18 protein-coding genes and 1 pseudogene are annotated in these 25,620 nt (G+C 42.8%); 11 read left to right on the top strand and 8 right to left on the bottom strand.

Annotation, left to right across the window (positions count from 1 at the left end):
- Positions 1–25: 25 nt before the first annotated feature.
- Complete coding sequence (locus BSM4216_RS14880) at positions 26–460, bottom strand: YwpF family protein (RefSeq protein ID WP_048624220.1); 435 nt, start codon at positions 458–460, stop codon at positions 26–28.
- Between the two features lie 272 nt (positions 461–732).
- On the opposite strand from BSM4216_RS14880, the gene BSM4216_RS14870 reads away from it, so the two are divergent.
- Entirely contained in the window at positions 733–1,089 is a 357-nt protein-coding gene (locus BSM4216_RS14870; RefSeq protein ID WP_048624218.1) for a single-stranded DNA-binding protein, read from the top strand.
- Positions 1,086–1,310: a hypothetical protein gene (locus BSM4216_RS14865; protein WP_048624217.1), complete on the top strand. Its 225-nt coding sequence runs from the start codon at positions 1,086–1,088 to the stop codon at positions 1,308–1,310. Before BSM4216_RS14870 ends, BSM4216_RS14865 begins: the two co-directional genes overlap by 4 nt.
- A 207-nt stretch (positions 1,311–1,517) precedes the next feature.
- On the opposite strand, the gene BSM4216_RS14860 is transcribed toward BSM4216_RS14865, so the two are convergent.
- The 3 genes from BSM4216_RS14860 to BSM4216_RS14850 form a co-directional block, all read right to left on the bottom strand.
- The gene (locus BSM4216_RS14860; protein ID WP_048624216.1) at positions 1,518–4,328 is read right to left on the bottom strand and encodes a DEAD/DEAH box helicase; all 2,811 of its coding nucleotides are present in this window, start codon (positions 4,326–4,328) and stop codon (positions 1,518–1,520) included.
- A complete protein-coding gene (locus tag BSM4216_RS14855) occupies positions 4,321–5,937 on the bottom strand; it encodes a hypothetical protein (RefSeq protein ID WP_048624215.1) in 1,617 nt (538 codons plus the stop codon). The genes BSM4216_RS14860 and BSM4216_RS14855 overlap by 8 nt, the downstream gene beginning before the upstream one ends.
- 93 nt (positions 5,938–6,030) lie before the next feature.
- Entirely contained in the window at positions 6,031–7,611 is a 1,581-nt protein-coding gene (locus BSM4216_RS14850) for an alkaline phosphatase (protein WP_053083264.1), read from the bottom strand.
- Positions 7,612–7,792: 181 nt separating this feature from the next.
- On the opposite strand from BSM4216_RS14850, the gene BSM4216_RS14845 reads away from it, so the two are divergent.
- Positions 7,793–9,232: an N-acetylmuramoyl-L-alanine amidase gene (locus BSM4216_RS14845; protein ID WP_048624214.1), complete on the top strand. Its 1,440-nt coding sequence runs from the start codon at positions 7,793–7,795 to the stop codon at positions 9,230–9,232.
- Positions 9,233–9,325: 93 nt separating this feature from the next.
- Here BSM4216_RS14845 and BSM4216_RS14840 read toward each other — a convergent pair whose 3' ends face one another.
- Entirely contained in the window at positions 9,326–11,020 is a 1,695-nt protein-coding gene (locus BSM4216_RS14840; RefSeq protein ID WP_048624213.1) for a DUF4855 domain-containing protein, read from the bottom strand.
- A 327-nt stretch (positions 11,021–11,347) separates the two neighbouring features.
- On the opposite strand from BSM4216_RS14840, the gene BSM4216_RS14835 reads away from it, so the two are divergent.
- The 4 genes from BSM4216_RS14835 to BSM4216_RS17270 all read left to right on the top strand — a co-directional run bounded on the left by BSM4216_RS14835 (position 11,348) and on the right by BSM4216_RS17270 (position 17,144).
- Positions 11,348–13,270, top strand: coding sequence for a S8 family peptidase (locus tag BSM4216_RS14835; RefSeq protein ID WP_048624212.1), 1,923 nt, complete (start codon positions 11,348–11,350; stop codon positions 13,268–13,270).
- 235 nt (positions 13,271–13,505) lie between these two features.
- Positions 13,506–14,498 carry a C40 family peptidase gene (locus BSM4216_RS14830; RefSeq protein ID WP_048624211.1) on the top strand — a complete coding sequence of 331 codons (993 nt, stop codon included), beginning with the start codon at positions 13,506–13,508 and terminating at the stop codon, positions 14,496–14,498.
- A 275-nt stretch (positions 14,499–14,773) separates the two neighbouring features.
- Positions 14,774–16,804: an S-layer homology domain-containing protein gene (locus BSM4216_RS14825; RefSeq protein WP_048624210.1), complete on the top strand. Its 2,031-nt coding sequence runs from the start codon at positions 14,774–14,776 to the stop codon at positions 16,802–16,804.
- A gap of 211 nt (positions 16,805–17,015) precedes the next feature.
- Positions 17,016–17,144, top strand: coding sequence for a hypothetical protein (locus tag BSM4216_RS17270; RefSeq protein WP_255287973.1), 129 nt, complete (start codon positions 17,016–17,018; stop codon positions 17,142–17,144).
- 59 nt (positions 17,145–17,203) lie between these two features.
- Here the strand turns inward: BSM4216_RS17270 and BSM4216_RS16550 are convergent, their stop codons facing one another.
- Positions 17,204–17,344: a ribbon-helix-helix domain-containing protein gene (locus BSM4216_RS16550; protein WP_003352379.1), complete on the bottom strand. Its 141-nt coding sequence runs from the start codon at positions 17,342–17,344 to the stop codon at positions 17,204–17,206.
- Between the two features lie 87 nt (positions 17,345–17,431).
- On the opposite strand from BSM4216_RS16550, the gene BSM4216_RS14820 reads away from it, so the two are divergent.
- A complete protein-coding gene (locus tag BSM4216_RS14820) occupies positions 17,432–18,544 on the top strand; it encodes an RNA-guided endonuclease TnpB family protein (protein ID WP_003353982.1) in 1,113 nt (370 codons plus the stop codon).
- Between the two features lie 119 nt (positions 18,545–18,663).
- Positions 18,664–18,888, top strand: a pseudogene (locus BSM4216_RS15935) (carboxymuconolactone decarboxylase family protein); the annotation flags it as partial.
- A 114-nt stretch (positions 18,889–19,002) separates the two neighbouring features.
- On the opposite strand, the gene murJ reads toward BSM4216_RS15935, so the two are convergent.
- Positions 19,003–20,517, bottom strand: coding sequence for a murein biosynthesis integral membrane protein MurJ (gene murJ / locus BSM4216_RS14810; protein ID WP_048624209.1), 1,515 nt, complete (start codon positions 20,515–20,517; stop codon positions 19,003–19,005).
- A gap of 195 nt (positions 20,518–20,712) precedes the next feature.
- Entirely contained in the window at positions 20,713–21,822 is a 1,110-nt protein-coding gene (gene csaB, locus BSM4216_RS14805) for a polysaccharide pyruvyl transferase CsaB (protein WP_048624208.1), read from the bottom strand.
- Positions 21,823–22,510: 688 nt separating this feature from the next.
- Between csaB and BSM4216_RS15930 the strand changes: the two genes are divergently transcribed.
- Complete coding sequence (locus BSM4216_RS15930) at positions 22,511–22,804, top strand: S-layer homology domain-containing protein (RefSeq protein WP_053083262.1); 294 nt, start codon at positions 22,511–22,513, stop codon at positions 22,802–22,804.
- Positions 22,801–25,386, top strand: a complete 2,586-nt coding sequence (locus BSM4216_RS15925; protein WP_053083260.1) for an S-layer homology domain-containing protein — start codon at positions 22,801–22,803, stop codon at positions 25,384–25,386. The genes BSM4216_RS15930 and BSM4216_RS15925 overlap by 4 nt, the downstream gene beginning before the upstream one ends.
- Positions 25,387–25,620: the final 234 nt, after the last annotated feature.

The raw sequence follows: 25,620 nt of genomic DNA, 5'->3' as shown, positions 1-25,620 counted from the left end.
TCAGACGGACAGCGATGGGGGGATATTAACGAATCTTGGCAACGGGATGGCCGGGTCTTTTTTTTAAGTTGACGGAAAATTCTCGAACAAGCTGTTCACCGCTCAATCCCATTTGGACCAAATCCGTAAGAAGACGTTCGGCAAATTCGTTTTGTCTGTTGGTTAAACGTCCTTGCAACAAGACGCTTACGTTGGATTCCATTTTTTTGATGCAATGGATATGGCCGAAAAAATAAGCCGGGCTGTTTTCAGGGCGGGATATGATGACTTGAATTTCCAAGTCTTTATCTCTTTGTTGAACGTCACGGAAATAATCGTAATAGGATAGATCCGTAAAAAGCTCAATCAGCCACGTCCGCTTTTCATCTTCTTTATTAATAATTAATCCATCAATGAAATCAATGTCTTTAGCGTCTTGATCCTCGATAAATTGAAGACTGACTAATTTAAAGGTTTTCATTTAGAAGACGGCCTCCATTGATTCGCTTTTCTTCCATTATAACATAGCCGAATTGACAGCACCTAGAAAGCGTGGGGAGATAAAAATGGAAAGAAAAGCAAAAAAGGTTGATTGCCTCCGAAGTTGTCGAAAATATTCGCTTTTTTCCTTGACAATAACAGCGAAAACAAAAGATCGTGTCGAAAAAGCGGAAAGTAGCGATTTTACGAATGCGTCTTTTCCCGATAAGATGAAAATGCCTCCCGAAAAAAGAAGAAGGAGTTGATAAATCATTGATCAATCAAGTGACGTTAGTCGGGAGACTGACAAAAGATCCGGAGCTGCGTTACACGACGGAAGGGAAAATGTTTCTTCCCGTCATATTGGCGGTTCAGCGTCCTTATCGCGGCCAAGAAGGAGGGGGAAAAGCAGATTTTGTTCTGTGTACATTTTGGAACAAGATTGCGGAAAATACGGCCAAATATTGTAGCAAAGGATCTTTGATCGGGGTGCTGGGCAGTATTCAGACAAGAAATTATGAAAATAAAGAAGGAAAGAAGGTGCATATCACGGAAGTCGTGGCCAAATCGGTGCAGTTTTTAAGTTCAAAGCCCCAAGAAGAAACGTTTCCATTAATGGAGCTTGAATGAAAAGAGGTGAATGTTTTCTGGATCCAAACGTTTATGCCAAAATGGAAAAAATGGAACGGTTGATGGAAAAAGTGGTTTACTTGCTTGGAAATTGTCATTCCTCCATACACCTTCTCGAACAGCGCATCCGCCGGCTGGAATCCAGTCAATCGCTTTCCGATCCAATCGTTTTTCTGTCTCGTAAGAATGAAAGCAAAATGGAAAGAAGTTTAAAAAAATAAACTACTTTCCGTTCTTCCTTTTTTAAAAACGGGTTTCATGCCCGCATTGCCCTCTTATTATCCTCAAAATGGCCTTTCTGACTTTCCTCTAGAGATAAAAGATATTGAAACCTTCCATACTTTCCCTCAAATAAAAAGGGCCGGCGGGAATACCGGCTCTGATTTTGTTTGGTTCAAATAAAATACAAGACATAGTGAAAAAAGGGTTTATCCTTGCGGTTCCAATTTGAGCAGTTGTTCCAGCTCTTGGTTGGAGAGCTCCGTGATCCATTGGTCGCTTTGGATGATTTTCTCGTTCAGTTCTTGTTTTTCTTCAATCATTTTATCAATTTTTTCTTCCAACGTACCAGTGGCAATCAATTTATGAACATGGACAAAGCGGTGTTGGCCAATGCGATACGCACGATCGGTTGCCTGGTTTTCAACAGCCGGGTTCCACCAGCGGTCATAGTGGATGACGTGGTTGGCGGCCGTTAAATTCAATCCGGTTCCGCCGGCTTTCAAGGATAAGATAAATACCGGAAATTCTCCGTCCTGAAACTGGCTGACAAGGCGATCACGCTGCAGCTTCGGCATGCTCCCGTTCAGAAACGGTGCTTTGATTTGAAATCGGCTCTCGATTTCCTGCTGAATCATCTCTCCCATCGTGATATATTGGGTGAAAATCAAACAAGCTTCCTTTTGTTCCAAAATTTCTTGAACCAACTCCAGCAGTTTGGCCAACTTGTGCGAACGTTCAGCAGCGTGACTCGGACGGGTTTCTTTTAAATATAAGGCCGGATGGTCGCAAAGTTGTTTCAGCTTATTTAACATTTGCAAGACAACCCCTCGGCGTTCAAAAGCGGACAATTGTTCAATCCGGTTTAACGTTTCTTGCACGTATTCTTCATATAAAGCGGCTTGTTCCGCTGTCAAAGGACAATATTGCTTCTGTTCCAGCTTATCCGGCAAATTCAATTCCACTTCCGGGTCTTTCTTGGTCCGCCGCAGCAAAAACGGGCGAATTCTTGCCTGCAGGAGGCGGATTTTTTTCTCTGAACGCTCTTTTTCAATCGGGATGATATAATTCTTTTGAAATTTTTGGTAGCTTCCTAAGTAGCCATGGTTCGTAAAATCAAAAATCGACCATAGTTCCGATAAGCGGTTTTCCATCGGTGTACCGGTTAAGGCGATATGATGATTTCCCGTTAATTTCCGGATGGCCCGAGACTGCTTTGTATGGGCGTTTTTAATGTTTTGGGCTTCATCGAGCGCGATGGTGCTCCAATGAACGGCTGAAAGGGTCTCAAAGTCCAAATGGGACAGACCGTAAGAAGTGAGTACGACATCTTTATTTTGAATACATTCGGCAAAGTCTTCGCCTTGTAGCCGGTTCTGGCCGTAATGAAGAAGAACCCGCAAGTCGGGAGAGAAGTGCTCAAGCTCTTTTTGCCAGTTTCCAAGTACAGATGTCGGACAAATGATCAAAGCCGGCATGTCCGGCTTTTCTTTTTCTTTCACATGCAATAAATAAGCGATCAGCTGAATCGTTTTTCCAAGCCCCATATCGTCGGCAAGAATGGCGCCAAAACGAAACGACCGCAAAAACAAGAGCCAGCTCATTCCTATTTGCTGGTAGGGACGCAGAGTTCCTTTCAAGGAAGCCGGAGCCTGCTGCAAAGGAATTTGTTCGATATGCTGAAGCTTGTCGATCATTTGCTGCAATGAACGGTTTAATTGAATTTGGACCGAAGCGAGTTCGTACAAGTTTGACGGTTCTTCTTGATTTTCTTCTGAATCACCGGTGAACTCTTGGGTCAAAACGTCCTGCATTCTGATCCCTTTTTTCTTCGCTTCTTCCATTAACTGTTGGATTTTTTGAATCATTTTCGGATCAAGCGGCACCCACTGGCCGTTCACCTTGACAAGCCGGCGTTTTTCCGACACTAATTTTTGAAATTCTTCTTCTGCCAGTTCTTCTCCATTCAGAGAAATCCGCCAGTCGAAATCAAGGATCGTATTTAATCCGACAAATGTCCGCTGATAATGTGATTGAGAGCGGACTCGGGCAGAAAGGGAAAAGGACGCTTGGCGTATCGATTCCCACCATGAAGGAAGAAGAATGGCAATACCCAGGGCAATCAGTTTTTCGCTCGTTTCGGTCAGAAAAGTCCAAGCTTCTTCTTCGGTCAACGCTGTTTTCATTTTTCCGTTTTCCTGCAGTTCAGGCAATAAACGCAGCCAGCGCGTTTGTTCTGCAAGCACAGCAGGAAGATGCACTTTCCAAGTAGGAGGAATTCTGCCATTTAAGCTGTAAATTTTTTCTGGATTTTTTTTGTTTTGCAGAACCGTTTCTAATAGCCATGAATCTTGATCGTTTTCAGGTTCTGACAGACGCAAGCCTATAGAGAACGGAACAGGATCTTCCACGAAACCGGCCCATTGGCGAAAGTGGCCGTCTGCCCAATAAGATTGGAGATCGATGGCTGACAATTTCCCGTTTTGAAGATAATCGGCGATCTCATGAAGCTTTTGAAAAACAGGAGAATGGGACAAAAAATCGTGTACGCATCTTTGAAACAGGTCGATGGTCATTTTTCTGGCTGATATTCCTTTCCATACGTCCTGCTCCCAAAAATCAGGATTGAACTCCTCCCAGACGGCGGCCGGAGGTTCCCAGTAAATGTCTGTTTCATGAAAAACGGGCGAAAATTCGCCATTCACCACCGCTTCATAAAGAACGGGCGCCACGGACAATCCATATTGAGTGAGCGGGTCAAAATGCCATTGGATAAACGAATGAAAACGGTCGTTTTTTAACAGACTAATCCATTGCCAAGCGGAAAGCATAAACCCTTTCATACCATCCGCTTCCTTTACTTCCAGTTCCGTGCCGAAAAAGCTTTCTTGATGCCAAAGGAACAGCTGTTTTCCTAAGGAATAGTCAACTGCTTTTCCGCTGTCAGAAGTAAGAAAAACAAAGAAACGATCATCTTCAAATGGCATCGTATGAACAGTCAACGTTTTTAATTTAAGCATCGATCAGTTTACCCTTTCTGCATTCTTCGTGAAAAGCGCGAAGACGTTTCGTTTTTTCTTGCAAACCGGCCCAGTATCGTTCCCAGTCTTGCTCACGTTTCAATTTTTTATAGAGGCGTCGAAGCTTCTTTAAATATTTAACCGCTCGTTGGTAGCTGGAACGATTTTTGCGCTCGATCAGCTCGGAAATGCCCCAATGGTAAAGGGGGAGAGCACATTCGGGAGAAGCTTTTTCGAGTTTCTTTAATCCCATTTGCTCAAGCTCTTCCAATTCCGCTCCCATCAATAGCTGCAATTCCGTCCATTTTTGATAATGTTCGGTGATGATATAAAATTCATGAAGCACGGAATAACTGTAGGGAAAAAGCTGAAAAAGCACATCTTCCAATAGATGCGGCCGATTTTCCGCCAGCCAAGGGGCATCAATGAATCGCAAAAAATCTTCGACAAATGTGCGTTTATGATAAGGACTTGTGAGGCTGTCTAAATAGGCGGGCAGCTTCTCTTTCACAAGTTCGAGCAAAAAGCAAGCTTTTTGATAAGGCGGTTCGGAAAAAAAGTAATCCAACCATACTAACGAAGCATCGACAATCGATTCGTCAAGACGTTGAAAAAGAGCGGAAAACTCCTCCTTTTTATTCAAAAAGAGAAGTTGATGCAATAAGGCGGTGGCTTTCCCGTATGAAATGGGACTCTCGCTTTCCAGACGATTCCATTCTTGTTTTCGCCAGTCTTCTTTTTTCAAAAGAACGGTCCAAAGACGCATGTACAGAAACATACAAGTATTTGAAAACAACCGGCTATCGCGGTCGATGAGTCTTAAGAGATCGTCTTTTAAATAAAGAAGATAGCGGTCAAAAGCAAAGGGAATGGCATGAACAGAAAGCTCTCTGGCCGCATGTTCGCATTCCTTGGCAAAAAAGTAGACAGTGGAGGAACAGGCCCGGTCAATCAAATTCCAATCTTCCCCCAATGTTCTGCATAATTCCACCACTTTTTGAAAGAGAAAGTAGCTGCAAAATAATTGGTAGAGCGGTTTCCATTCTCTTTCAAACGGACCTTGTGTCATCAATTGTCGATAGAGACTTTGGGCTTTCATATCCAATAAGTAGGGATTCTTTTTTACCGGAGACCAATCCGTTTGTAAAAAGGCGCGATCGACCATTTTTCCCCACTCTTCAGGGCCGTCATTGGCCGCCCGTTTTTTTAGCAGATCGCTGGCATAATATACTCCCGGAATATCAAGAGGCGGTTGTTTCTTTGACGGAACGCTTGTGAGCGTGCGCCATTGTTCCATCCAATCTTGGAGATTTCCCGTTTGGCTGTATAATGCAAAAAAAACGGCCATTTGATGAGAACAGGTTTTTTGGCGGCAAGAACAAAAGCTGAGTGACGGAAAGGTTAAATCGAGGTTGACCTCCCATCGGCCGTTATCATGGACAAAAGCATGAATGATCTGGTTTTCTATATGAAAGCTATCCACGTTTTCGTGGCGGAATAGCCGCAATCCTTCCTCGATAGCGGAAGAGTTCAGATCAGCGGGGTGCTGCAATAATTCTTCGGAATAATACAATATGGCGTCTCGCCATTCCAAAGCGTTTTGTGGCATTTTTTCATCTCCCCCATAAGATGTCTGGGAAATATCTTATCCTTTAATTATAACAGGGATCGATGAGAAAAAAAACGCTCCATCCAAGGAGCGTTAACGATTCGGAAGTCCAATATAAAAATGTGTTCCGTTAAAGAGGTTGACGGCGGAAAGCGTTTCTTCTTTGCCGTCGACAAAACGGATATTTTTATTGACAGGGTAGCGGATCGTTTGCCCGCCCTTTTGCACCACTAATTCCGGATTTCCCTCTTTTTTTCGATAAATGGTTGTCTTAAATCCCCGCTTTTTATAAAACTGAATCCCATCTTGATAGGACGATTGGAGTTTCAGACCGAGTGTTTGGCAAACAGATTTCGGCAAATCTGTATTTTCGACAAGTCCGGTCGGTTTGCCGGGGCCGTAAGCGAATAAAAAGACATCTTCGCCGGTATGACCGGTGGTTGTAAAACCAATTTTTGCGCGTTTAGAAAGCAAAGCGGCCATTTCTTTTTCCGGATGTTTCGATTTTTTGACGAGATTGTATTCTTTATGGCTTAAAGAATCTAATCCATACGATTTCAGCACTTCTTTCAAGTTGGAGCGGTCTTTTCGCAATCGGGAAACGGCTCCGGTTACCGTTAAATGGGCTTTTTTAAGCGGCTCAATAAAATGTTCTTTCGGTTCACTCGCATAGGAAAGATTGGTGGAGCGGTTTCCCATCGTTAACCCGCTGTTGCCGTGGTCCGCAACCGCAATGACCAATGTTTGCTGATCTTTTTTGGCGAATTGGAGCGCCTTTTGAACGGCTTCGTCAAAACTTAGCACTTCGCTGATCATTCCTACCGGATCGTTTTTGTGAGCGGCCCAATCGACTTTACTTCCCTCCACCAGCAAAAAGAAGCCTTTGTCGTTTTTGGACAGGGTTTGAATGGCTTTTTCTGTCATTTCGGCAAGGGAAGGCTGGTTCAGATTCAGCTTTTTTCGGTCGAGCTCATAAGCGATATCTTCCCGGGCAAAACTTCCCCAAATTTTTTCTCCGCTGCTTTGAAAAAGTTCTTTTCTTGTAGTCACGTATTCATAGCCTTTTTTTTGAATGACGGAAATCAAGTTTTCGCCGTCAGGACGGGATTTGATTTTGTCATCCCGTTTTAGCCACGCTTTTCCTCCTCCCAATACAACTTCCATCCCTTGATAAACTTGTTGTTCCGCAATGTCGTCGAATTGATTGCGATGGTTCACATGCGCAGAAAAAGCAGCCGGTGTGGCATGTTGGACAGGGGAAGTCGACACGATTCCGGTCGAAAGCCCTTTTCTTTCCGCGGCTTCCAAAATATTCGGAACAGGATAAGCGGTGTAAGGCTTCCCTTCTTCAGGAAAAATCGGAATCATTCCTATATGATCCACCAACGTTTTTCTGCCGGTGGCCAGAGCGGTTCCGGCGGCGGCCGAATCGGTAATGGCAGACCGCAGCGAATAGGTGCGTACTCCCCCGGTCATCATTCCATCAAGGGCAAGTGCTGAACCTTTATACCAACGCGCCAAGGCGAGGACATCAGAATTGGTGCCGTCCATGATCATAAAAATGACGTTTTTGGCTTTTGGGCGAGAATCGTAAGCCTTAGTCGGCGAACTTCCATTGGCCAATAGCAGCAAGAGCACAAAAAACGCTGATAAGTGTCGAAAAATGTTTGTCATATTCCAAATCACCTCATAATTATGCTTTGAAAAAAAAAATGAAAATATGCGGATAATCGCGAAATGTTCCATTAATTAGTTGAAAAATCATAAATTAGCAGAAAAATAGTCAGTGAGAATGGTTTAGACTTGTCAACGAATATGTTAAAATGTAGAAAACTGTGGAAAGGAGGGAATATTAGTGAAAAAGGCCCATTTTCTACTGGCAATTGCCTTTTTGCTTTTCATCCCTTTATTTGGCGTGAAGCAGGCAGCGGCCGCTACATATTTTACAGATGTGGGAACGACCCACAGAGCCGCTGAAGAAATTAATTATTTAGCCGAAAAAGGGATTGTGACAGGAACAGCCGACCATCGTTTTCTGCCTAAAAAGACAGTGACTCGCGCAGAGGCTGCCGCCATGATCGGACGGGCTTTAAAACTAAATGGCACACAGCGTTCGACTTCGTTCCGCGATGTACCGGCAAGCTCATTTGCATCGGGGTATATTCAATCGGCTGTGGAAAAAGGATATTTGTCCGGTTACAGCGATGGCACGTTTCATCCTGAGAAGACGTTGAAGCGCGGCGAAATGGCGCTTATGATCAATAAAGCGTTCCATTTCTCCAGCGAAACGACGACGGGAGGAGCAGCCGAAACATTAATAAAGCTCGGCATAGCCCAAGGAAAAGGAGACGGCACGTTTGGCCTCGATGACCCTATCATCCGTGCGGATTTCGCTGTTTTTTTAGCAAGAGCGATGAATCCTGATTTTCGGGTAGATCCGTCCAATACAAATACGGCCCAATTCACCCAACCGTTCTATGTCAATGTGGCCAGCAGCGATAAGTTGAATGTCCGCAAAGGACCGTCGACAAATTATGCGGTCATCGGCACGTTGACCCGCGGTACGAAAGTGTATGCGGCAAATAAAGTGAACGGCTGGTATTACATAAAATCCGGCAGCTTGATCGGATATGTCAATGGTGCTTATCTTCAATCCACACCGCCGTCCTCTACCGGACAGTACGACCGCCGTCTGAGTAGCCAAGTGATTATTATCGATCCGGGACACGGCGGAACGGATCCGGGGGCAATCGGCTATGGATTGAAAGAAAAAGATGTTGTTTTGGATACGGGATTAAGGCTGAGAAATGTTTTGGCCAAAAGTCCGTTCCAAGTAAAAATGACGAGAAGCACGGATACCTTTATTAGTTTGCAAGGCCGCGTTAATTTCGCGATCAGGAATAAAGGAAATGTATTTTTGAGCATCCACGCCAATGCCGGAGGCGGAACGGGTTCGGAAACCTATTATTGGAGAGGTTCCGGAAAAAACCCGTATAAGGCTGACAGCCAATTGTTAGCGACGAAAATAGAAAACCGTCTCCACAGCGCAATGGGTATACCGGACCGTGGCGTTAACAAAAGTAACCCCAATGGAGATTTGCATGTATTAAGAGAAAATAACATGCCTGCCATGCTGGCAGAGCTAGGGTTTATCGATAACCCGTCTGATAACGCGAAGCTGGCTTCGGCCACTTGGCGTCAAAAGGCAGCCAATGCTATTTATCTAGGCTTGCTTGATTATTACCAAGCTAAAGGATACAATGTTTCGAGCTTGTATAATCTTGTGAATCGATAGGTTGGCAGAATGAGAGGAACGGGATCACCGTTCCTCTCATTCTATAAAAACAAGGGTTCAGACATTTCGTCTGAACCCTGTTTTAGTATGTAGCTATTTATTTTTTAAAAAATGATAGAGCTCTGTATACATTTCTTGATAACGCGGGTCGGTATAGGTGGCCAAACGGTTTACCATGGAGGCGCCTTGATAGATGATCAAGCTTTGAGATCTTGCCCCGTATAGATCGGCAAAGTGCAAATATTGGCGAAACTTTTCCAATCCAATGTCTACCGTCGCGTATCCGTGATTTTCAATTTCTAAATTCACACCGCTGTTTCTCGTTTGCGCTTCAATCAAACTGTTATGTAATTTGGCTTTTGTTTCTTCTTCGCTCAAATTCGTAAAATGAGCGTTGCTTTGCAAATAAGCCCCATCAAATCCGTATGATTGCCAGTTTTCAAAATTAGTGGACTGCGCATGCGGCGAATAGATGAATTTTCCTTTCTGTTGGTGAATATAATCGCTGACCATGAGAAGAAGCTGTTCATCTTCCGGGTTCGTGACCGTTTCGTTTAACCAATAAAAGCCTTTTAAGATTAACCCGTTGTGTTGGGTGTTCTCCCATTGGTCATACACTTGATCGATGTACCATTTGACGAGTTGGAATCGTTCGTCCAATGTGTTGGGGTGCGTTTGACCGTTTAGATCGACAATCGGATCTTTCCGCTGTGGATAAGGAATGGCGATAAAAATGTTCACATGATCAACGACCGGAATCTCTTTCATGCTTTGGTCGATGATGGAAATCGTTCCGTTTTCGCCAAACAATTTATTCAAATACCACAGCCATTCGTTATAACCCGCTTCATTTCGGCTAGACTCGGTGAATTCGCCTCCCGGATATTCTCTTCCTGCCAGAATAAGAGAATCGAACATGGAATCTACATATTGTCCATTTTCTTTGTAGGCCAAATACGGCTTGAAAAATTCTTTATTTTGAAGGCTGTTGTATAAAGGATTTTTCTCAATCTCGTATCCGTTGTACAGTAAAACGCCGTTTTTTACGCCTGATTTCTCCGGTGACAGAAATTCATTGGAAAAGGTTTGATATTGGTTGCTGACAGGTCGGATGACGGCATTGTCGTAAGGCTCTGCAAATAGAATGGCTTCTTGCTTGGAACGAAAGGTCGTTTTTTTCTTTCCGTCAATCAACACTTCATATTCGCGGGGATTGAACAGCGTTCGAGCGATAAAAGCGGCAAATTGAGCACGATTGACTGCACCTTTCGGCTGAAAGGAATGGTCAGTATAACCGGTCGTGATGTCATTAGCGGCCAAAGCATCAATGTAGCGATAATAAGGGCTGGTTTGAGGAACATCGGTGAATGCGCTCATTTGGTCCCCTTTTAACCGAAAGCCAATGGCGAGAGCTTTAGCCATGTCTTCTCTTGTCAGGGGTTCATCAGGTTGAAACAGACCGTCTTTCAGGCTAAATAAACCTGCTGATACCGCGGCCTCTATCTCCTGGTAGCCATAGGTGTTTTCGGTCACATCTTTGATCGCGATCGTTTGATCGGAGGATAAAGAAAGGGTGCGGACTAGCATAATGGCAGCCTGTTTTCTTGTAATAACGGCTCCTGGTTTAAATCTTCCATCGGAATATCCCGAAATGATCTGTTTTCCGCTCAACTGCTCAATCGAATGGTAGGCCCAATATGTAATAGGCACATCTGTATAAGCAGCGAAAGAATGGGACGGAAACAGGCAAGCAAGCGCCATAGCGACGGGGGCTATTTTTTTGTACACAAATAGGATTCTCCTTTCTTTTTGCGACTTTTGGAATGAGCCCTTTCTATCAGATTACCAAACTCGACTAGCAAATTTAAGGATTTTATTGAAATTTTTTAGCGAAAAGGGAATTTTTTCATATATACTTTTTTCATATGTTCTTCTTTTTCATGAACTGATAGACTAATGAACATAGGACAAAACCGATGACAGGGCAAACCGTGGCTGTTGATTTTTGGCTGAAACAAGAACATATCGGCGAATGGGGGAAAAAATATTCATTTAACAGCTGGAAACATTCCAGTATAATAAAGAAAAAGTTTAAGAGAAAGGGTAGGCTGCTGGATGAAAAACACGAAATGGCTATTTTTTTTCTTATTTTTGCTGGTCATTTTGCCTTTCAAAGCTTATGGTGCGGAATCGGATGAATATATGATTCTATTTCGCCACCATATAGATGATGGAATTTTGAAAAAATACGATATTCATGCACAGAAAAAGTATGAGACCATTCCTACTGTTTTAGCCGAACTGGATAAGAGCCAAGTCGACAAATTGCGCAATGAACCGGAGATCGCCAAAGTTCAAGCCAATAAGACATATAAGGTTCAGAGCCAAATAGAAACGTGGGGCTATAAAAAAATTTACGAGGACAGCCAATATCGATCTCCTTTTACGGGAAAAGGGGTGAAAGTGGCTGTGATTGATACGGGTATAGCGACGAACCATCCTGATTTGAAGGTGAAAGGGGGAACATGCGTCATCCGCTCCGATTGCGGCAAAGGATATAACGACGACAACGGCCACGGAACCCATGTAGCGGGAATCATCGGTGCTTTAGACAACGGCGTCGGTATTGTTGGAGTCGCACCGGATGCGGATCTTTACGCGGTCAAAGCTTTTGACGAATTTGGAGAAGGGTCGACCAGTTCGATTACGGCAGGGGTGGATTGGGCCATTCAGCATCATATGGACATTATCAATTTAAGCGTGACGACCGTATCCGACGACCCGGTGTTAAAGAGTGCTTTGGATAAAGCGTATAACGCCGGTATTCTGATTACGGCGGCAGCCGGAAATGACGGGGATTCGGTCGGATCGAAAAATACCATTCTATATCCCGCCAAATACAGCAGTGTCATTGCAGTCGGCAGCGTCGATAGCCGCTTGCAGCGTTTGCCTTTCTCGGCGACGGGGCCGGAGCTTGAAATTGTCGCTCCCGGACAGTATGTGTTCAGCACCTTTCCGATCAATCTGGATACAACCGACGGCAAAAAGGACGGTTATACGGCCTTGTCAGGAACATCGATGGCTACCCCATTTGTCACAGGGGTGCTGGCGGAGCTGAAACAGCAGTATAAAGACAAATCGGCAGCGGAAATCCGCAAAATACTCGATCAAAACGCCAAAGATTTGGGGACAGCCGGAAAGGATTCGCTTTACGGCTACGGATTGGTGCAAATTAAAACGTTCCAACCTACGCTGTCATCCGATATGGCCGTCAAGGCAGTAAAGGCCGACAACGGCCTCGTGGAGTTCCAGATCGATAAGCCCGATTCCATTCAAAAAGTCTACGTGAAAAGAAGAGGAGGAATGGAGGGCGACATTACAAAACAAATAACCGGCAGCATTTGGGATGATTATGTGCCGGCCGGAACTTATTATTATTTCTTTACATTGACGGACTCCCAAGGCCGCGAGTACCAGACACAAGTGAAAGTGACGATGAGCAAACCGCAGATCGAAGATGTCTCTGCCTACGACTGGTTCAGTGAAAAAATGCTTTATCTCTATCATCGCTCCATTTTAAAGGGCGATCACAGCGGCCAATATCTATGGCCGACGAAGAACATTTCAAGAGGCGAGGCAGTGGCGCTTGTCGGCCGGGCGCTTGGATTGGACGGAACGAAAAGAAATACGGCTTTTAAAGACGTTCCGAAAGATTATTATGCTTCAGGATATATTCAGAGTGCTTTAGAGCAAGGAATCATTAAAGGCTACCGCAACGGCACTTTTCATCCAACGGAACCTGTAACAAGGGCCGAAATGGCGGTTTTGATCAGCCATGCCTATCGTCTGACGGATAACGGAACCAATCATTTTCAAGATGTTACAACAGGCATGACAGGTTACAAAGAGATCAATGCTCTGGCGGATGCCGGCATTACCAGCGGCTATTCTAACCATACTTTTGCACCGTATAAACCGATTTCCAGAGCTGAGTTTTCCGTCTTTTTGGCCAAAGCGGAAAACCCGCTTTTCCGATAATCCATACTTTTCATAAATAGAAGGCTGGAAAGCCCGCCTCTTTTCGAGTGTTTTCGAAGAGGGCGGGCTTTTTGTTTGCAAAAAAAGAGAGACTTTGATGATTTTTGCTAATTTAACAGAAATCATGCTGGAAAATGGCTAAATTTGTTACATAAATGTAATATTGCAGCAAAAAAACTGTTTTATTATTCTGATAGACTATTATTTGGAAAAATAAGAATAATGAGGAGTGACCATGAAAACAGGAGGGAAACTGATCAAAATAGTCTTTTTTGCTTTTGTTTTATTGCTTGCATTTCCGTTTAAGCAAGCATTTGCCGCTTCTTTTACAGGATATCAAGTAGTAGATTATGCAAAAAATTTTTTAGGAGTACGATATGTCTACGGGGGAACGACTCCTAACGGCTTCGATTGCTCAGGATATACATCGTATGTATATAAACATTTTGGCATTTCGCTTCCACGTACATCGGGAGGCCAATTTTCGACCGGAAAAAGCGTATCTAAATCTTCTTTGCTGCCGGGAGACTTAGTGTTTTTCAAAAATACATATCAATCAGGCATTTCCCATGTCGGAATCTATGTCGGCGATAACAAGTTCATTAACGCGGCATCATCCGGCGTGGAAATAGACTCTCTCAGCAATTCTTATTGGAGCAGCAAATATGCGGGGGCCAAGCGGGTGCTGTCTCAGCCGGTAGGAACCCTTTTCAAAGATCTTGGCGATACCCATCCGGCGTTGGTTGCCATTAAAGAATTGAACAGTGAAGGGATTATCAAAGGATATTCCAATGGACTTTACCATCCAGACGATGAAGTTACACGCGGACAAGCAGCTGCTATCATCAATCGAGCGTTTCATTTAGCGGCGCCGTCATCCGCAAGTTTTAAAGATGTATCTTCTTCTAATCCGTTTGCAAAAGATATTGCCGCCATTGAAAAGGCCGGCATTATTAACGGTTACAGCGACGGTACTTTCAGACCTTATGATCCGATGACAAGAGCGCAGATGGCTGTGATTGTGACAAAAGCCTTTAAAAAGAATGTGGCATCCGTGTCATCATCCAAACCTGCTTATCAGGATGTTCCATCCAGCTATTGGGCTTTTGCCGAAATTAACACCATCCACAATATTGACAAAACAACGGTCTATCAAACAAGCAAATACCGCGCCGGCGACGAAACGACCAGAGCAGATTTTGCAGCGGCGATTTACAATGCCAAATAAAGAAATAGACAACAATCGAGGCCATAAAGAATGGTTTCGATTTCTTTTTACCCATTTATCGGTGAGGGGTCGTCGGTCGGGAAGTTCGTCCTCTTTGATGAGAGGGAAACGTACGGACAGGATCGCTTTCGATCTTGACCTGCTTGCTGCGTGAAAGCAGATTTCGGGCGAATCTGAAATCATGGAAAAGCTTCTATATAAAGGCACCAGCTGTGATGAATTATATTTCGCACAGTTTTACATATAAAAAGATTACTAGTGTAGGAGGAAACTAGATGAAAATGCGAAGACGCATGCTGCTTATGATGATGTTTCTCCTTGTTTTTTCGGCTGCGGTCCCGCCTCAGCCGTCCAGAGCGGCGAGCGATGACATTTCGGGGATTACGCTGGAAAAGGAAATGAGAGATTTAATTGCCAGAGGGATCATTTCCGGTTATGGAAACGGCAGCTACAAGCCGGGTAAAAAGGTGACAAGAGGAGAATTTGCCAAGTTTATTTCGAGTGCGTTAAAGCTCGATATGACCAATACGTCCAATGTCTTTAAAGACGTATCTCCTAATTCGGCATTGGCGCCGGGCATTAACGCGGCTGCCAAAGTGAACATTATCAAAGGCAGAACAGACGGAACCTTTCATCCGGACGATACCATTACGCGGAAAGAAATGGCGGTCATGATTAAAAGAGCCATTCAATATTTGAATGTCCCTTTAGAAACGGGAAGCACGAAATTCACGGACATTTCCAATTTGCAGGATGAATTCAAAACAGCGATTGCCGAAATAGCTCAAGCCAATATAATCCACGGCTATCAAATAAATGGCAAATGGGTATTTCAACCTGATAAAGAAGCTACAAGAGCGGAAGCGGCAGCTTTTATCAGCCGGATGCTTTCCTATGTAGAAAATTATAATGAATCCGGTCCGGGAGGAAATGAGCCGGCTCCTGTCAAAAATCCTTATGAAACGGCTGTCGTCTCCAATCATGAAGTCAAGCCGACCGGAAAGTCGTACAAGACTTTTGACGAAGCGAAAGACGCCATGAATGCCGGTCAATTGGACGCTGTCACCTATAACGGCCGAGTCGTGTATATGAAAAGCGGGATTGTTGTACCTGACAGATCCACGTTGCAGAAATTAATTTATTTATACTCCGATGCATCTTTAAAAACTCAATATACTTATGTGACTACAGATCCTTTATATTCTACTGAAATGAAATATCTAACATCTACAGAGAACTATGTAAAAGTAGAAGTGGGCGGCAAGCAGTTATACGCCTCCCCGCAAGACGTTCTTTTGGAGCCGGACGGCGCTGCGCCGGGGCAAAACTACTATCAAGCCAAAAACGGAGAGCTGGTCCATTATTTGTACGTCGACACAGGGAATAGCAGCTACTACACATCTTATACAGTCGGAAAAGCGCCTAGCTTTTTAAAGGAAGGGCAGCCTTATTACAGCTGGGACGGCTATACGTTTTATGATGCCAATCATCGAAAAGTCGGAACAGCCTGCCAATATTTTCAATTTTTATCAGCCAGAACTCCGACAAGCTATACCGCTGCACAGCTGGATCAAGCGATTATGAACAAATTGGCGGATCTGGAAAAACTGTATCAACAAAATCCAACCCCTCAAAATGCCATCTATAAAGATGCAACGAAAAGAAGCAAGCTGATCGGCCTCGGCAGCCATTTGAAAAAAGTAGAATCCGAGAAACATATTAATGCGTTGTTAATTCTAGGATTGGCATTTAATGAAAGTCAGTATGGATTAAGCGACATAGCCCAACAAAAAAATAATTTATTCGGCTATGGTGCCGTCGACAGCAATCCGAATCAGGCCAATCCTTTTCCATCGCCGGCAGCCAGTGTGGATGCATTGGCGAAAAAATTCAATGACAGCTATCTTTCTTTCGGAGATTTTCGAGCAAACGGTGCTGTTCCGGGCAACAAGGGAACGGGCTTTAATGTCAAATATGCTTCCGATATGTTCTGGGGCGAAAAACTGGCCCGCCATATGTATAGCATCGATAAAATGCTCGGCGGCAAGGATTTCGGTAGATATTCAATCGGTTTGACGGATGGCTATGATCCAAATGATGGATTAAATGTCCGATCCCAACCGAAAGTTTCTTCCAGCACGCTGTTATTTGAATACAATAAACTGGGAATGCCGGTGACAATTATCGGAACATCCGGCTCTTGGTATAAAATCTATTCCGATGTATTAAAATTTGCCGATCAATATAAAGACGGCGTCTATGTTTCCGGCGCTTACGTCGATATTTTGCCGATTGCCGGTAAATAATGCCTCATCTTGAAGCTGACCCGACATTGAAGGGTCAGCTTTTTTGTGCGCTTTTAGTGAGTGCGGACGGAAAGCTTGGAGTCAGCGGCTCTGCAATAAATTTACGCTTCGGGTAGCGGAGAGAAATGAGATCTACAGGCATATTCATATTCTTTTTAGAATATGTCGACTATAATAAAGGCTAGTAATGGAAAACAAGGGGGGATTAAGGATGTCGCTTTATGAAAAAGGAACATTGCGTCATCTTGCCAAATTAAATGAATGGACGCCGGAACAGGCGCAAGCATTTGATCAATTTAACGTCTTTCCGAAAGAAGTCTCCCATCCTCTAGGAATGTGAAGGTGCGAATAGCACCAATGAGTAGGTGGGAGATGAATTTCGGTTGGCTTTAGCCAAAGTTATTTTTCCAATCCCTTTCTCAACAATTCTAAGATTGCGGCTGTTCTAGTTGGAATCCCATTTTCTTTTTGATATTGCTCCAATTTTTCTAATATCGTCTTAGGCATACGAATTTCTACACGTTCTTTCTCTTCTCTCATGATTATCACCTCATATTGATTGTACGGATTTTTTACGATATAATCAATATATACGAAATTTTTCCGCACAAAGTGAGGTGAATTGATATGGCCAAGCAAAACAAAGCTTTCAAGTTTCGTTTGTTACCAAACAAAGAACAATCCGCATTATTAGCTAAGACATTTGGTTGTGTTCGCTTTGTCTACAATAAGATGTTAGCTGAACGCAAAGAAACGTATGAAAAGTTCAAGGATGATAAAGAATTGCTTAAAAAGCAAAAGTTTCCGACCCCTGCAAAATATAAAAGTGAATTTCCATTCCTAAAAGAAGTGGATTCTTTAGCTTTGGCAAATGCACAAATGAACTTACAGACTGCTTATAAGAATTTCTTTGAAGGAAATGCGGATTTTCCAAAGTTCAAAAATCGTAAAGCAAAACAATCCTATACAACTAATATGGTCAACGGAAATATTAAGCTAGAAAATGGTCATATCAAACTGCCAAAAATCAAAAAGCCAATAAAAATGAAACAGCATAGAGAGATACCTGCTGATTATAAAATCAAATCTTGCACTATTTCTAAAACAAAGACAGGCAAATACTACATTTCAATTTTGACAGAATATGAGAAAGATATTCGTCCAGTTAAAATACAGAAAGTTGTTGGTTTGGATTTTGCTATGGATGGTCTATATGTCGAGAGTGAACAGGGTAAGAAAGCCAATTACCCACGTTACTATCGGCAAGCCTTAGATAAATTAGCAAAAGCACAACGAATTCTTTCTCGAAGAAAGAAAGGTTCTGCAAGATGGGAAAAACAACACCTGAAAGTGGCTAAGCTACATGAAAAGACAGCGAATCAGCGCAGAAACTTTCTTCATCATAAGTCAAAAGAATTAGCAACAAACTATGACGCTGTGATTATTGAGGACTTAGACATGAAAGGCATGTCTCAAGCCCTCAACTTTGGAAAAAGCGTTCATGATAACGGCTGGGGGATGTTCACTACTTTCTTAGCGTATAAGCTAAAAGAACAGGGGAAACAACTTGTGAAAATTGATAAGTGGTTTCCCTCCACTAAGAAGTGTTCATGTTGCGGCAAGGAAAAAGAAATGCCATTATCTGAACGTGTATATAAATGTTCTTGCGGCTTTGTATTAGATCGCGATCACAATTCAGCAATCAATATCAAAAATGAGGGATTACGCTTATTAGCATAAAGAATAATAACTTTCGGAACGAGAGGGTTAGCTCGGTCAATTTTCTGTCATTAGACGGGATTACCCGAGAAGCCCCCACTTCAATCAAACCGTAAGGTTGATAAGTGGAGGGTAGTTCACAAGCGGGCAAACTGTCTGCCAAATTGAAAGAATTGATTGCTGTAGCGGTTGCTCATATTACGGAGTGCCCTTATTGCATCGATGTGCATTCCAAAAATGCTGAAAAAGCAGGCGCAACGAAAGAACAGCTTTCCGAAGCCATCCTTGTTGCGGCTGCTGTAGCGGCCGGCGGCGCTTATACTCATATCGCCAATATGATCGAAAGCTATGGTGCTGAAGAATAGAATCTATAAAAGCAGAAAAAGGCTGTCCTCAAAGCCGATGAACGGATGGGGACAGCCTTCTTTCTTAGGGCGGAAGTTCTACTAAACAAACAGTTCGATGCTGATTTTCGCCAACTACGACCGCATTTTTCTTTTCACGATGCCCACGAGCTGGTGATAGCCTTCTCGGTAGAATACATACAGCCCGACTATGTAAAGAACGGCTCCAAGTATGCCAAGGATGGCCAGCTGCCAAAGCGAGTAGAGATGATCGATCGGTACATAGAGCTTGAACAAGTACAGCGGCACGATCATGACGACTGTTGGCAGCAATACTTTTCCGAACAGGACAAAGAGCCTCCGCTTTTCGCCGGGTTCAAAATCTTTGTACATGAAAGCGGCGGTAGCAACCAAGTAATAAACGGACACAATCGAATTGGTCAATGCTAAGCCCGGATAGCCGAATGGCTTGATAAACAGCCAGTTTAAAATCGCATTTAATGCGATAGTCGTCACGCTGATTCGGAATACGATCGCAGTTTTTCCCCGAGCGTACATTGACTTCGATACAATATATTGCAGACCTTGCGTCACGATGGTTGGCAAATAGTACACGAGCGCCAGATAGGTTTGATACGTGTCCGCGGCCGTAAATTTGCCGCGTTCAAAAATAAACGCAATCGTTTCCCGTCCTGCCACGATCAGCCATGCAGTGATGGGCATTAAAGTTAAAAGCGACAGCTGCATTCCTAAGAAAAACGTGTCTTGGAATTTTTTTTGATTATCCAGCTGTTCAGATAACAGCGTAAAAATAATCACCGCAATCGATGTCGCATAGACGGTTTGGGGGATGGAGGTAATGAGCGAAGCGTCGTTTAAATAGGTGACGGCTCCCTTAATGTCAGACGCAAACGCCTTATTGACGAACACGTTAATTTGCCCCACAACCGAGTTCAATAAAGAGGGGACGAGCAACACAAGAAAAGTCTTGCGAAATTCGCGTTCGACTTTCCAAACCGGACTCCAGCGGTACCCTGTCCGGAACAAATAGGCCAGCTGAAGAATCGTTCCTAAAATGGTTCCGAAAATAAACCCGTAGGCAAGACTGTTAATTCCCCATTTTTCTGAAAACAAAAAGGCAAAGGCGACGCCCATGATCGTTTGCAGCAGTTTGGCGATTTGTGACGGAACGAACACCCTTCGGCCCTGCAAATAGGAATCCAATATTCCGCTCAGCGCAATAAAGCTCATAAACAGGAAGAAAAATTGGGTAACGGCAATCGCCGTTTCCTTCGTTTGCGGCTTCATGTCCCCGTAAATCCAAGGGACAAAGTCGGGAACGAAGAAATAGCCGGTCACGGTGACCACAAGGAAAATGAGCACCGTCCAGTTCATCACTCCGTTCGCGTTTCGTTCCGCCTGCTTTGGCTGTTCTTTCAGCTGCTGGACGTACATAGGAAGGAACACATTATTGAATCCGCCCGAAATCATGGCGAGCGCCAACGTAATAAACGAAAACGCAAGCAAATACCCGTCTGTATATTGGCTGACCCCAAACTGGTGGGCGATGATGCTCTCCCGGACAAAACCGGACAGCTTCACCACCACAGCCAAGATCGTCAGCCAAATGGCTGTTTTTTTCAATGACATGAATGACACCTCTTAAGTAAGGAAACGTGCAGAAGAGCTTGCATCTGCACGTTTCGGAGTGGACTGGTAAACTAAAACTTCAGTCAGTGGCGATTTTTCTCATCCACAATGATCGCTTGTTGGACCAACCGGACATCAGGGACGGTGATCCCGCAGGACTTTTTTCTGTCCGATACGGTCTTGAAAAAGAGACTGCTACTGGCCAAAACGTTCCTTCAGCAAATCGATATTTTTCATCGCTTCGCTGCGCATTTCTGCGGCATTCTCACGGATCATCTCTTTCAGTTCTTCCTGGCGTTGCAATACTTCCCGGGCATTATCCGCCAGTTTTTCCGGATCCAAGTTTTCAAGTGTGAAGGAATAGTCCCACATCCCGGAACGCTTCAGTAAACTTTCGACCTTTTTGTCATAGCTGATCCCGATATGGGGAACACCTGCCAAACAGGAAAAAATCAAGCAATGCAGACGCAGTCCGATCGTCATTTCGCAAGCTGAGATAAAATTCAAATACTGATTAGGGGTAAAGTCGGGTCCAAGCAGAAGGCTTTGATCACGATGTTTCATCTGCTGCCGGACTTTTTCAGAGGCTCGGACATCATAATGCCCTTCCATCGGGACGAAGACAGGAGTGACGCCTTCGGATTCGATCAGGCTATCCAGCGCTTGGGCGATATGCCCGTAATAAGACGTATCTCCGAACCAAGGGCGGACACTGACCGCGACCAATCGCTCCCCGCCTTTTAACGGCAAGCTGTCCAAACAGGCGCTGTCCTCCTTTTGGTGAAAGGCAAAGACGATATCTGCCGTTACCACTGATTCCGGCCTATTAACACCGAGTTTGTGGAGAAGCTCCTTTGAAAATGGATCTCTTACTGTGATGAAATCGGCCATATTGGCAAAGACTTTCATGAGAATTTTTCCCCATGTCGTATTGACGGGACCAATGCCCTGGGAGAAAAACATGACTTTTGCTCCGCACAACTTGGCTAAAAACACGATCAATAAATAATAAGGAAGCGGTCCGAACAAAAATTTCGTCGGATACGTGTCCTGAAGGAGACCGCCGCCTCCGGAAATCAATAAATCCGCCTTCTTTAAAGCTTGTACTTTTTGTTTATTTTCACGGCGCCACCCGCGGTACACGGACCGGACATTGTGGCGTTTTGCCGTTTTCTCCGGGGAAAAGGAAAAAACGGTGATATCCACCTCGTCAATCTCGTTGCGCAAGTTATCGAGAATCGCTTCCAATATCGCTTCGTCCCCGGTATTGCCAAGGCCGTAAAAGCCGGAAATAACTACTTTCAATTGGTTTCCTCCTTCTCATTTCCTCCTTCATGCAAGGCTTGATTTTCTCGAACCTTTTTTGTTGTGGAGAATGAGATGTCCTGTCTATTATTCATCATCTGTAAAGAGGAATAAGTAGAAAAAAATAAAAGAGAGAATGACGAAAAACCGCCTTCTCCACCCTTCCCACACTGCCCTTCATTGTATCATTTGCCATAAACACATTCAATGGATACATAAGGACTAGTATAAAATGGAACGAAAATGAGGGAGTGAGATAGATAGAGAGATTGGTTCGTTTATAAAGAATACTTAGTAAGGGAACACACCAATAGTGCTATACATCTCCTCGGGTGACATAATTAACCAAAAAAACTTTCTTTTTCAACCAAAAAAGACTATAATTTAGTAATGACATGACAATTCTATCTATCCAATAGTCTATACGATAGTGTTTAAGAGTGATATTAAGAACTATTTACAAATAAGTAAAAAATCACAAAAAAATCATCGAGTTCATAAAAAACACTTGAAAAAAAGACTTGGTTTGATAGAATAAAAGAAGAGTTTAAATCTGCCAATTTGCCCATATTGTTCATTTTTATGGAACAATTGGCTTATGGAAGGTTTAGATGGATTTGGTAAAAACGATTGTGTTTTTTTCAGTCGTTTTCATATGTACTATTACAAAACGGGGAGGAAATAGTGAATGGCTTACCAACCAAAGTCTTATCGCAAATTTGTGGCTACGGCTGCAACAGCAACATTGGTAGCAACGGCTGTAACGCCGGCATTTGCTGCTGAAAATCTGCCGTTTGGCGATGTAAACAAAAACTATGCAGAAGCAGTAGGTGCGTTGTATAGCAAAAACATCGTCAAGGGAGTCAGCAAAACTGAATTCGGTACGTACAAACCTTTAAAACGCGGCGATGCAGCTGTTATCATCGCTAAAGCGTTAGAGCTTGACACGAAAAATGCTCCCGATGCCGGTTCAAAGATGTGAACAGCAAGATTAAAGGTGCTGTAAACGCACTTGTGGCTAAAGGAATCATCAGTGGGGTTTCTAAAGATAAATTCGATCCGAATTCTCCACTTACACGCGGTCAAATGGCAAAAATCTTAGTTAACGCTTATCCTACTTTGAAAGATGAAGCGAAAGAAACACCTTTCAAAGATTTAACAGCTGACTTCAAACCTTACATTGAAGCTCTTTACGGTGCTGGAATCACTGGTGGTACTTCCGATACTACATACGGAACAACTCAAAAGATCACTCGTGGTGACTTCGCAAAATTGCTTTATAAAGCAATGAACTATAAAAAAGTTGATAGCATCAAAGCTATTGACGACATCACAGTAGACGAAGGAACAAAATTAGAAGATGTTAAACTTCCAGAAAAAGTAACCGTTGTTTACACTGATAAATCCGAAAAAGAAGCATCTGTAAAATGGGATACTTCTAAACTGGATACTTCTAAACCAGGTACTTACAAAGTTGAAGGTACAGTTGACGGTACTGATCTGAAAGCTTCTGTTAATGTGGTTGTAAAAGCAGCAGCTCCTAAGGTTGTAAGTGTAAAAGCTATTAACTCTACACAAGCTGTTGTTACTTTCTCTAATGAAGTTGGACAAGCTGATGCTACTAACTTCACTGTAGATAACGGGTTAGCAGTTGTAAAAGCAGAAGTTAATGAAAATAATAAAAAGGAAGTTACATTAACATTTAACCAATCCTTAGATGATAAAACTACTTATAAAGTAACAGCTAATGGCGTAAAATCCGTTTCTGGTGCTGAATTAAAAGAAGATTCATCAGCAGAATTCACTTATGAAGTCGGAGAAGTTAGCAACATTCAATTGACAAAGACTAAATTTGTTGGTGGCGATAAAATCGCTGACTTTGTAAAAGTAACCAATGCCAACGGTGTTGATGTAACTGATAAATATACTGTGGAAATTTCTTCTACTTCTCAAAATATTGCTGATAAGGAAGGAAAAGTTTCTCCTGTTACTTCAAATGAAACTGCTTATGTACAAGTCAAAGTTAAATCTGGTGATCAAGTAGTTAAAGAAAGCGACGCAATTAAAGTTACATTGGCTCCATCTGCTGTATCATCTCTTGTTGGTTTTGGATTAGTTCAACCTAGCGATGATGTGGATACAGTAACTGCTTATAAAAAAGCGGTAAAAGACGGAAAATTAACTACTGAAATGAAAAAATCTGATACTCCAAACTTGAAGCTGCTTGTAAACAATAATGGTACTGAGCAAGTATTATCTGCAAAAGATGTAACAAAAATTGAAAACTTAACTCCGGCAGTGGCTACTGTCTCTAAAGAGGGTGACGAGTTAGTAGTTCATGCTTATTCTACTGGAACTGCTCAAGTTAAGTTAACAATCGGTGATTTCGTTACTACGGTAAGTTTCACCGTTAATGCAGACTCTAAAATTGCCAATGCAACTTTAGATAAATCAAATGTTTACTTCAATACAGCGGATAATAACTCAGCTCAAGATACAGTTAATGTCAAACTAGCTGATCAGTATGGAAAAGATTTTAATGCAACAGTAGATAGCGATGGAAATGTTAAAGTTGGAGATACTACTGTTGGAACTTTAACTGCAAAATCTAGCAATACAAACGTTGCAACGGTTGCAGTAGGTGCTGTTGGTGACTCACCATCTTCCGACTCACCATCTTCCACTATTCCGGTAACAGTAACTAAAGCAGGAAAAGGAACTGCTACAGTTACAGTTGAGTTTAAAGACACTAAAGGTAACGTTGTCTTCACAAAAACCTTTACTGTAACTGGAAAAGATGCTGGTGCCTTTGCTGGTTATGTCATTGAAACAGATAGTAATGCCATTGACTTAGACAAAGACAATCCTCCTGAAAAAAATGACAATACAGTACACTTCTCTGTATACGAAGTAGATGCACAAGGCAATAAAATCAAACCAGCAAATAATGTTACCCTTGAAATTCAAGGATACGACAAGAAACCTGAAGTTTCAAAATACATTGGCGTAGTTGATCAAACGGTAACTGTTACAGACGAAGATGCATATAAAAAATTTGCTGGTTCTGGTACTTTAAATGTTGATGTGAAAGTTAATAATACTAAGATTGGTACAAAAACTATTTCTTATCAAAATACCGATCCTGTAGCAACAAAAGCCGCTATCGATACAGTGAATGTTATAATTGACAATGATAAAATCGATGGCAAGTCCGATTCACCATTAATTCTTAAAGATTTGTTCTATGGACACTATGATGCTACTACAGGTAAATATACTATAGCACCAAAATTATCTGTACTAGACCAATCTTCTAAAGTAATAGATTGGGATACAACTACTCAAGGTAAATTGTCTAATTCAGATTCAATAAATGACATTAATTTTACTATTACTAATGATTCTGATGTAGACATTAACGGTAGTGGGTTAGATACTACTGTTTCATTGGCATCTGGTAAGACTACTGGTTCGTTTACAGTTGTTGTTTCTGATGTAGATACTCAAGCTGTAAATGATATCTTGCCAGCCCCTGTAGCATTTAAAGTAACAATCGTTGACTAATGGGATACGTGCTTGTTACGACCAAAGTTGACAAAAGGCTCTGTAGAGAGAAATCTCTGCAGGGCTTTTCTTTTTGGTTCTATACTAAATGTTGGGGTTAAGAGACTTTTCAGGCAAAATAAAAGGGTTCTATACTAAATGTTGGGGTTAAGAGACTTTTCAGGCAAAAATAAAAGCACTTACGAAGATCTCCCTTTAAAATGATAGTTGGCGACTACATCAAAAAGGAGATTT

It is taken from the genome of Bacillus smithii (assembly GCF_001050115.1).
GTDB lineage: Bacteria > Bacillota > Bacilli > Bacillales > DSM-4216 > Bacillus_O > Bacillus_O smithii.
Note: the sequence above shows the minus strand (reverse complement) of the source record. Positions and strands in the feature narration are given on the sequence as shown.

Excerpts from the sequence above, each read along its gene's own strand:
- BSM4216_RS14880 (WP_048624220.1), bottom strand. The coding sequence starts at position 460 with ATGAAAACCTTTAAATTAGTCAGTCTTCAATTTATCGAGGATCAAGAC.
- BSM4216_RS14865 (WP_048624217.1), top strand. The coding sequence starts at position 1,086 with ATGAAAAGAGGTGAATGTTTTCTGGATCCAAACGTTTATGCCAAAATG.
- BSM4216_RS14860 (WP_048624216.1), bottom strand. The coding sequence starts at position 4,328 with ATGCTTAAATTAAAAACGTTGACTGTTCATACGATGCCATTTGAAGAT.
- BSM4216_RS14855 (WP_048624215.1), bottom strand. The coding sequence starts at position 5,937 with ATGCCACAAAACGCTTTGGAATGGCGAGACGCCATATTGTATTATTCC.
- BSM4216_RS14850 (WP_053083264.1), bottom strand. The coding sequence starts at position 7,611 with ATGACAAACATTTTTCGACACTTATCAGCGTTTTTTGTGCTCTTGCTG.
- BSM4216_RS14835 (WP_048624212.1), top strand. The coding sequence starts at position 11,348 with ATGAAAAACACGAAATGGCTATTTTTTTTCTTATTTTTGCTGGTCATT.
- BSM4216_RS14830 (WP_048624211.1), top strand. The coding sequence starts at position 13,506 with ATGAAAACAGGAGGGAAACTGATCAAAATAGTCTTTTTTGCTTTTGTT.
- BSM4216_RS14825 (WP_048624210.1), top strand. The coding sequence starts at position 14,774 with ATGAAAATGCGAAGACGCATGCTGCTTATGATGATGTTTCTCCTTGTT.
- BSM4216_RS17270 (WP_255287973.1), top strand. The coding sequence starts at position 17,016 with ATGTCGCTTTATGAAAAAGGAACATTGCGTCATCTTGCCAAATTAAAT.
- BSM4216_RS16550 (WP_003352379.1), bottom strand. The coding sequence starts at position 17,344 with ATGAGAGAAGAGAAAGAACGTGTAGAAATTCGTATGCCTAAGACGATA.
- BSM4216_RS14820 (WP_003353982.1), top strand. The coding sequence starts at position 17,432 with ATGGCCAAGCAAAACAAAGCTTTCAAGTTTCGTTTGTTACCAAACAAA.
- murJ (WP_048624209.1), bottom strand. The coding sequence starts at position 20,517 with ATGTCATTGAAAAAAACAGCCATTTGGCTGACGATCTTGGCTGTGGTG.
- BSM4216_RS15930 (WP_053083262.1), top strand. The coding sequence starts at position 22,511 with ATGGCTTACCAACCAAAGTCTTATCGCAAATTTGTGGCTACGGCTGCA.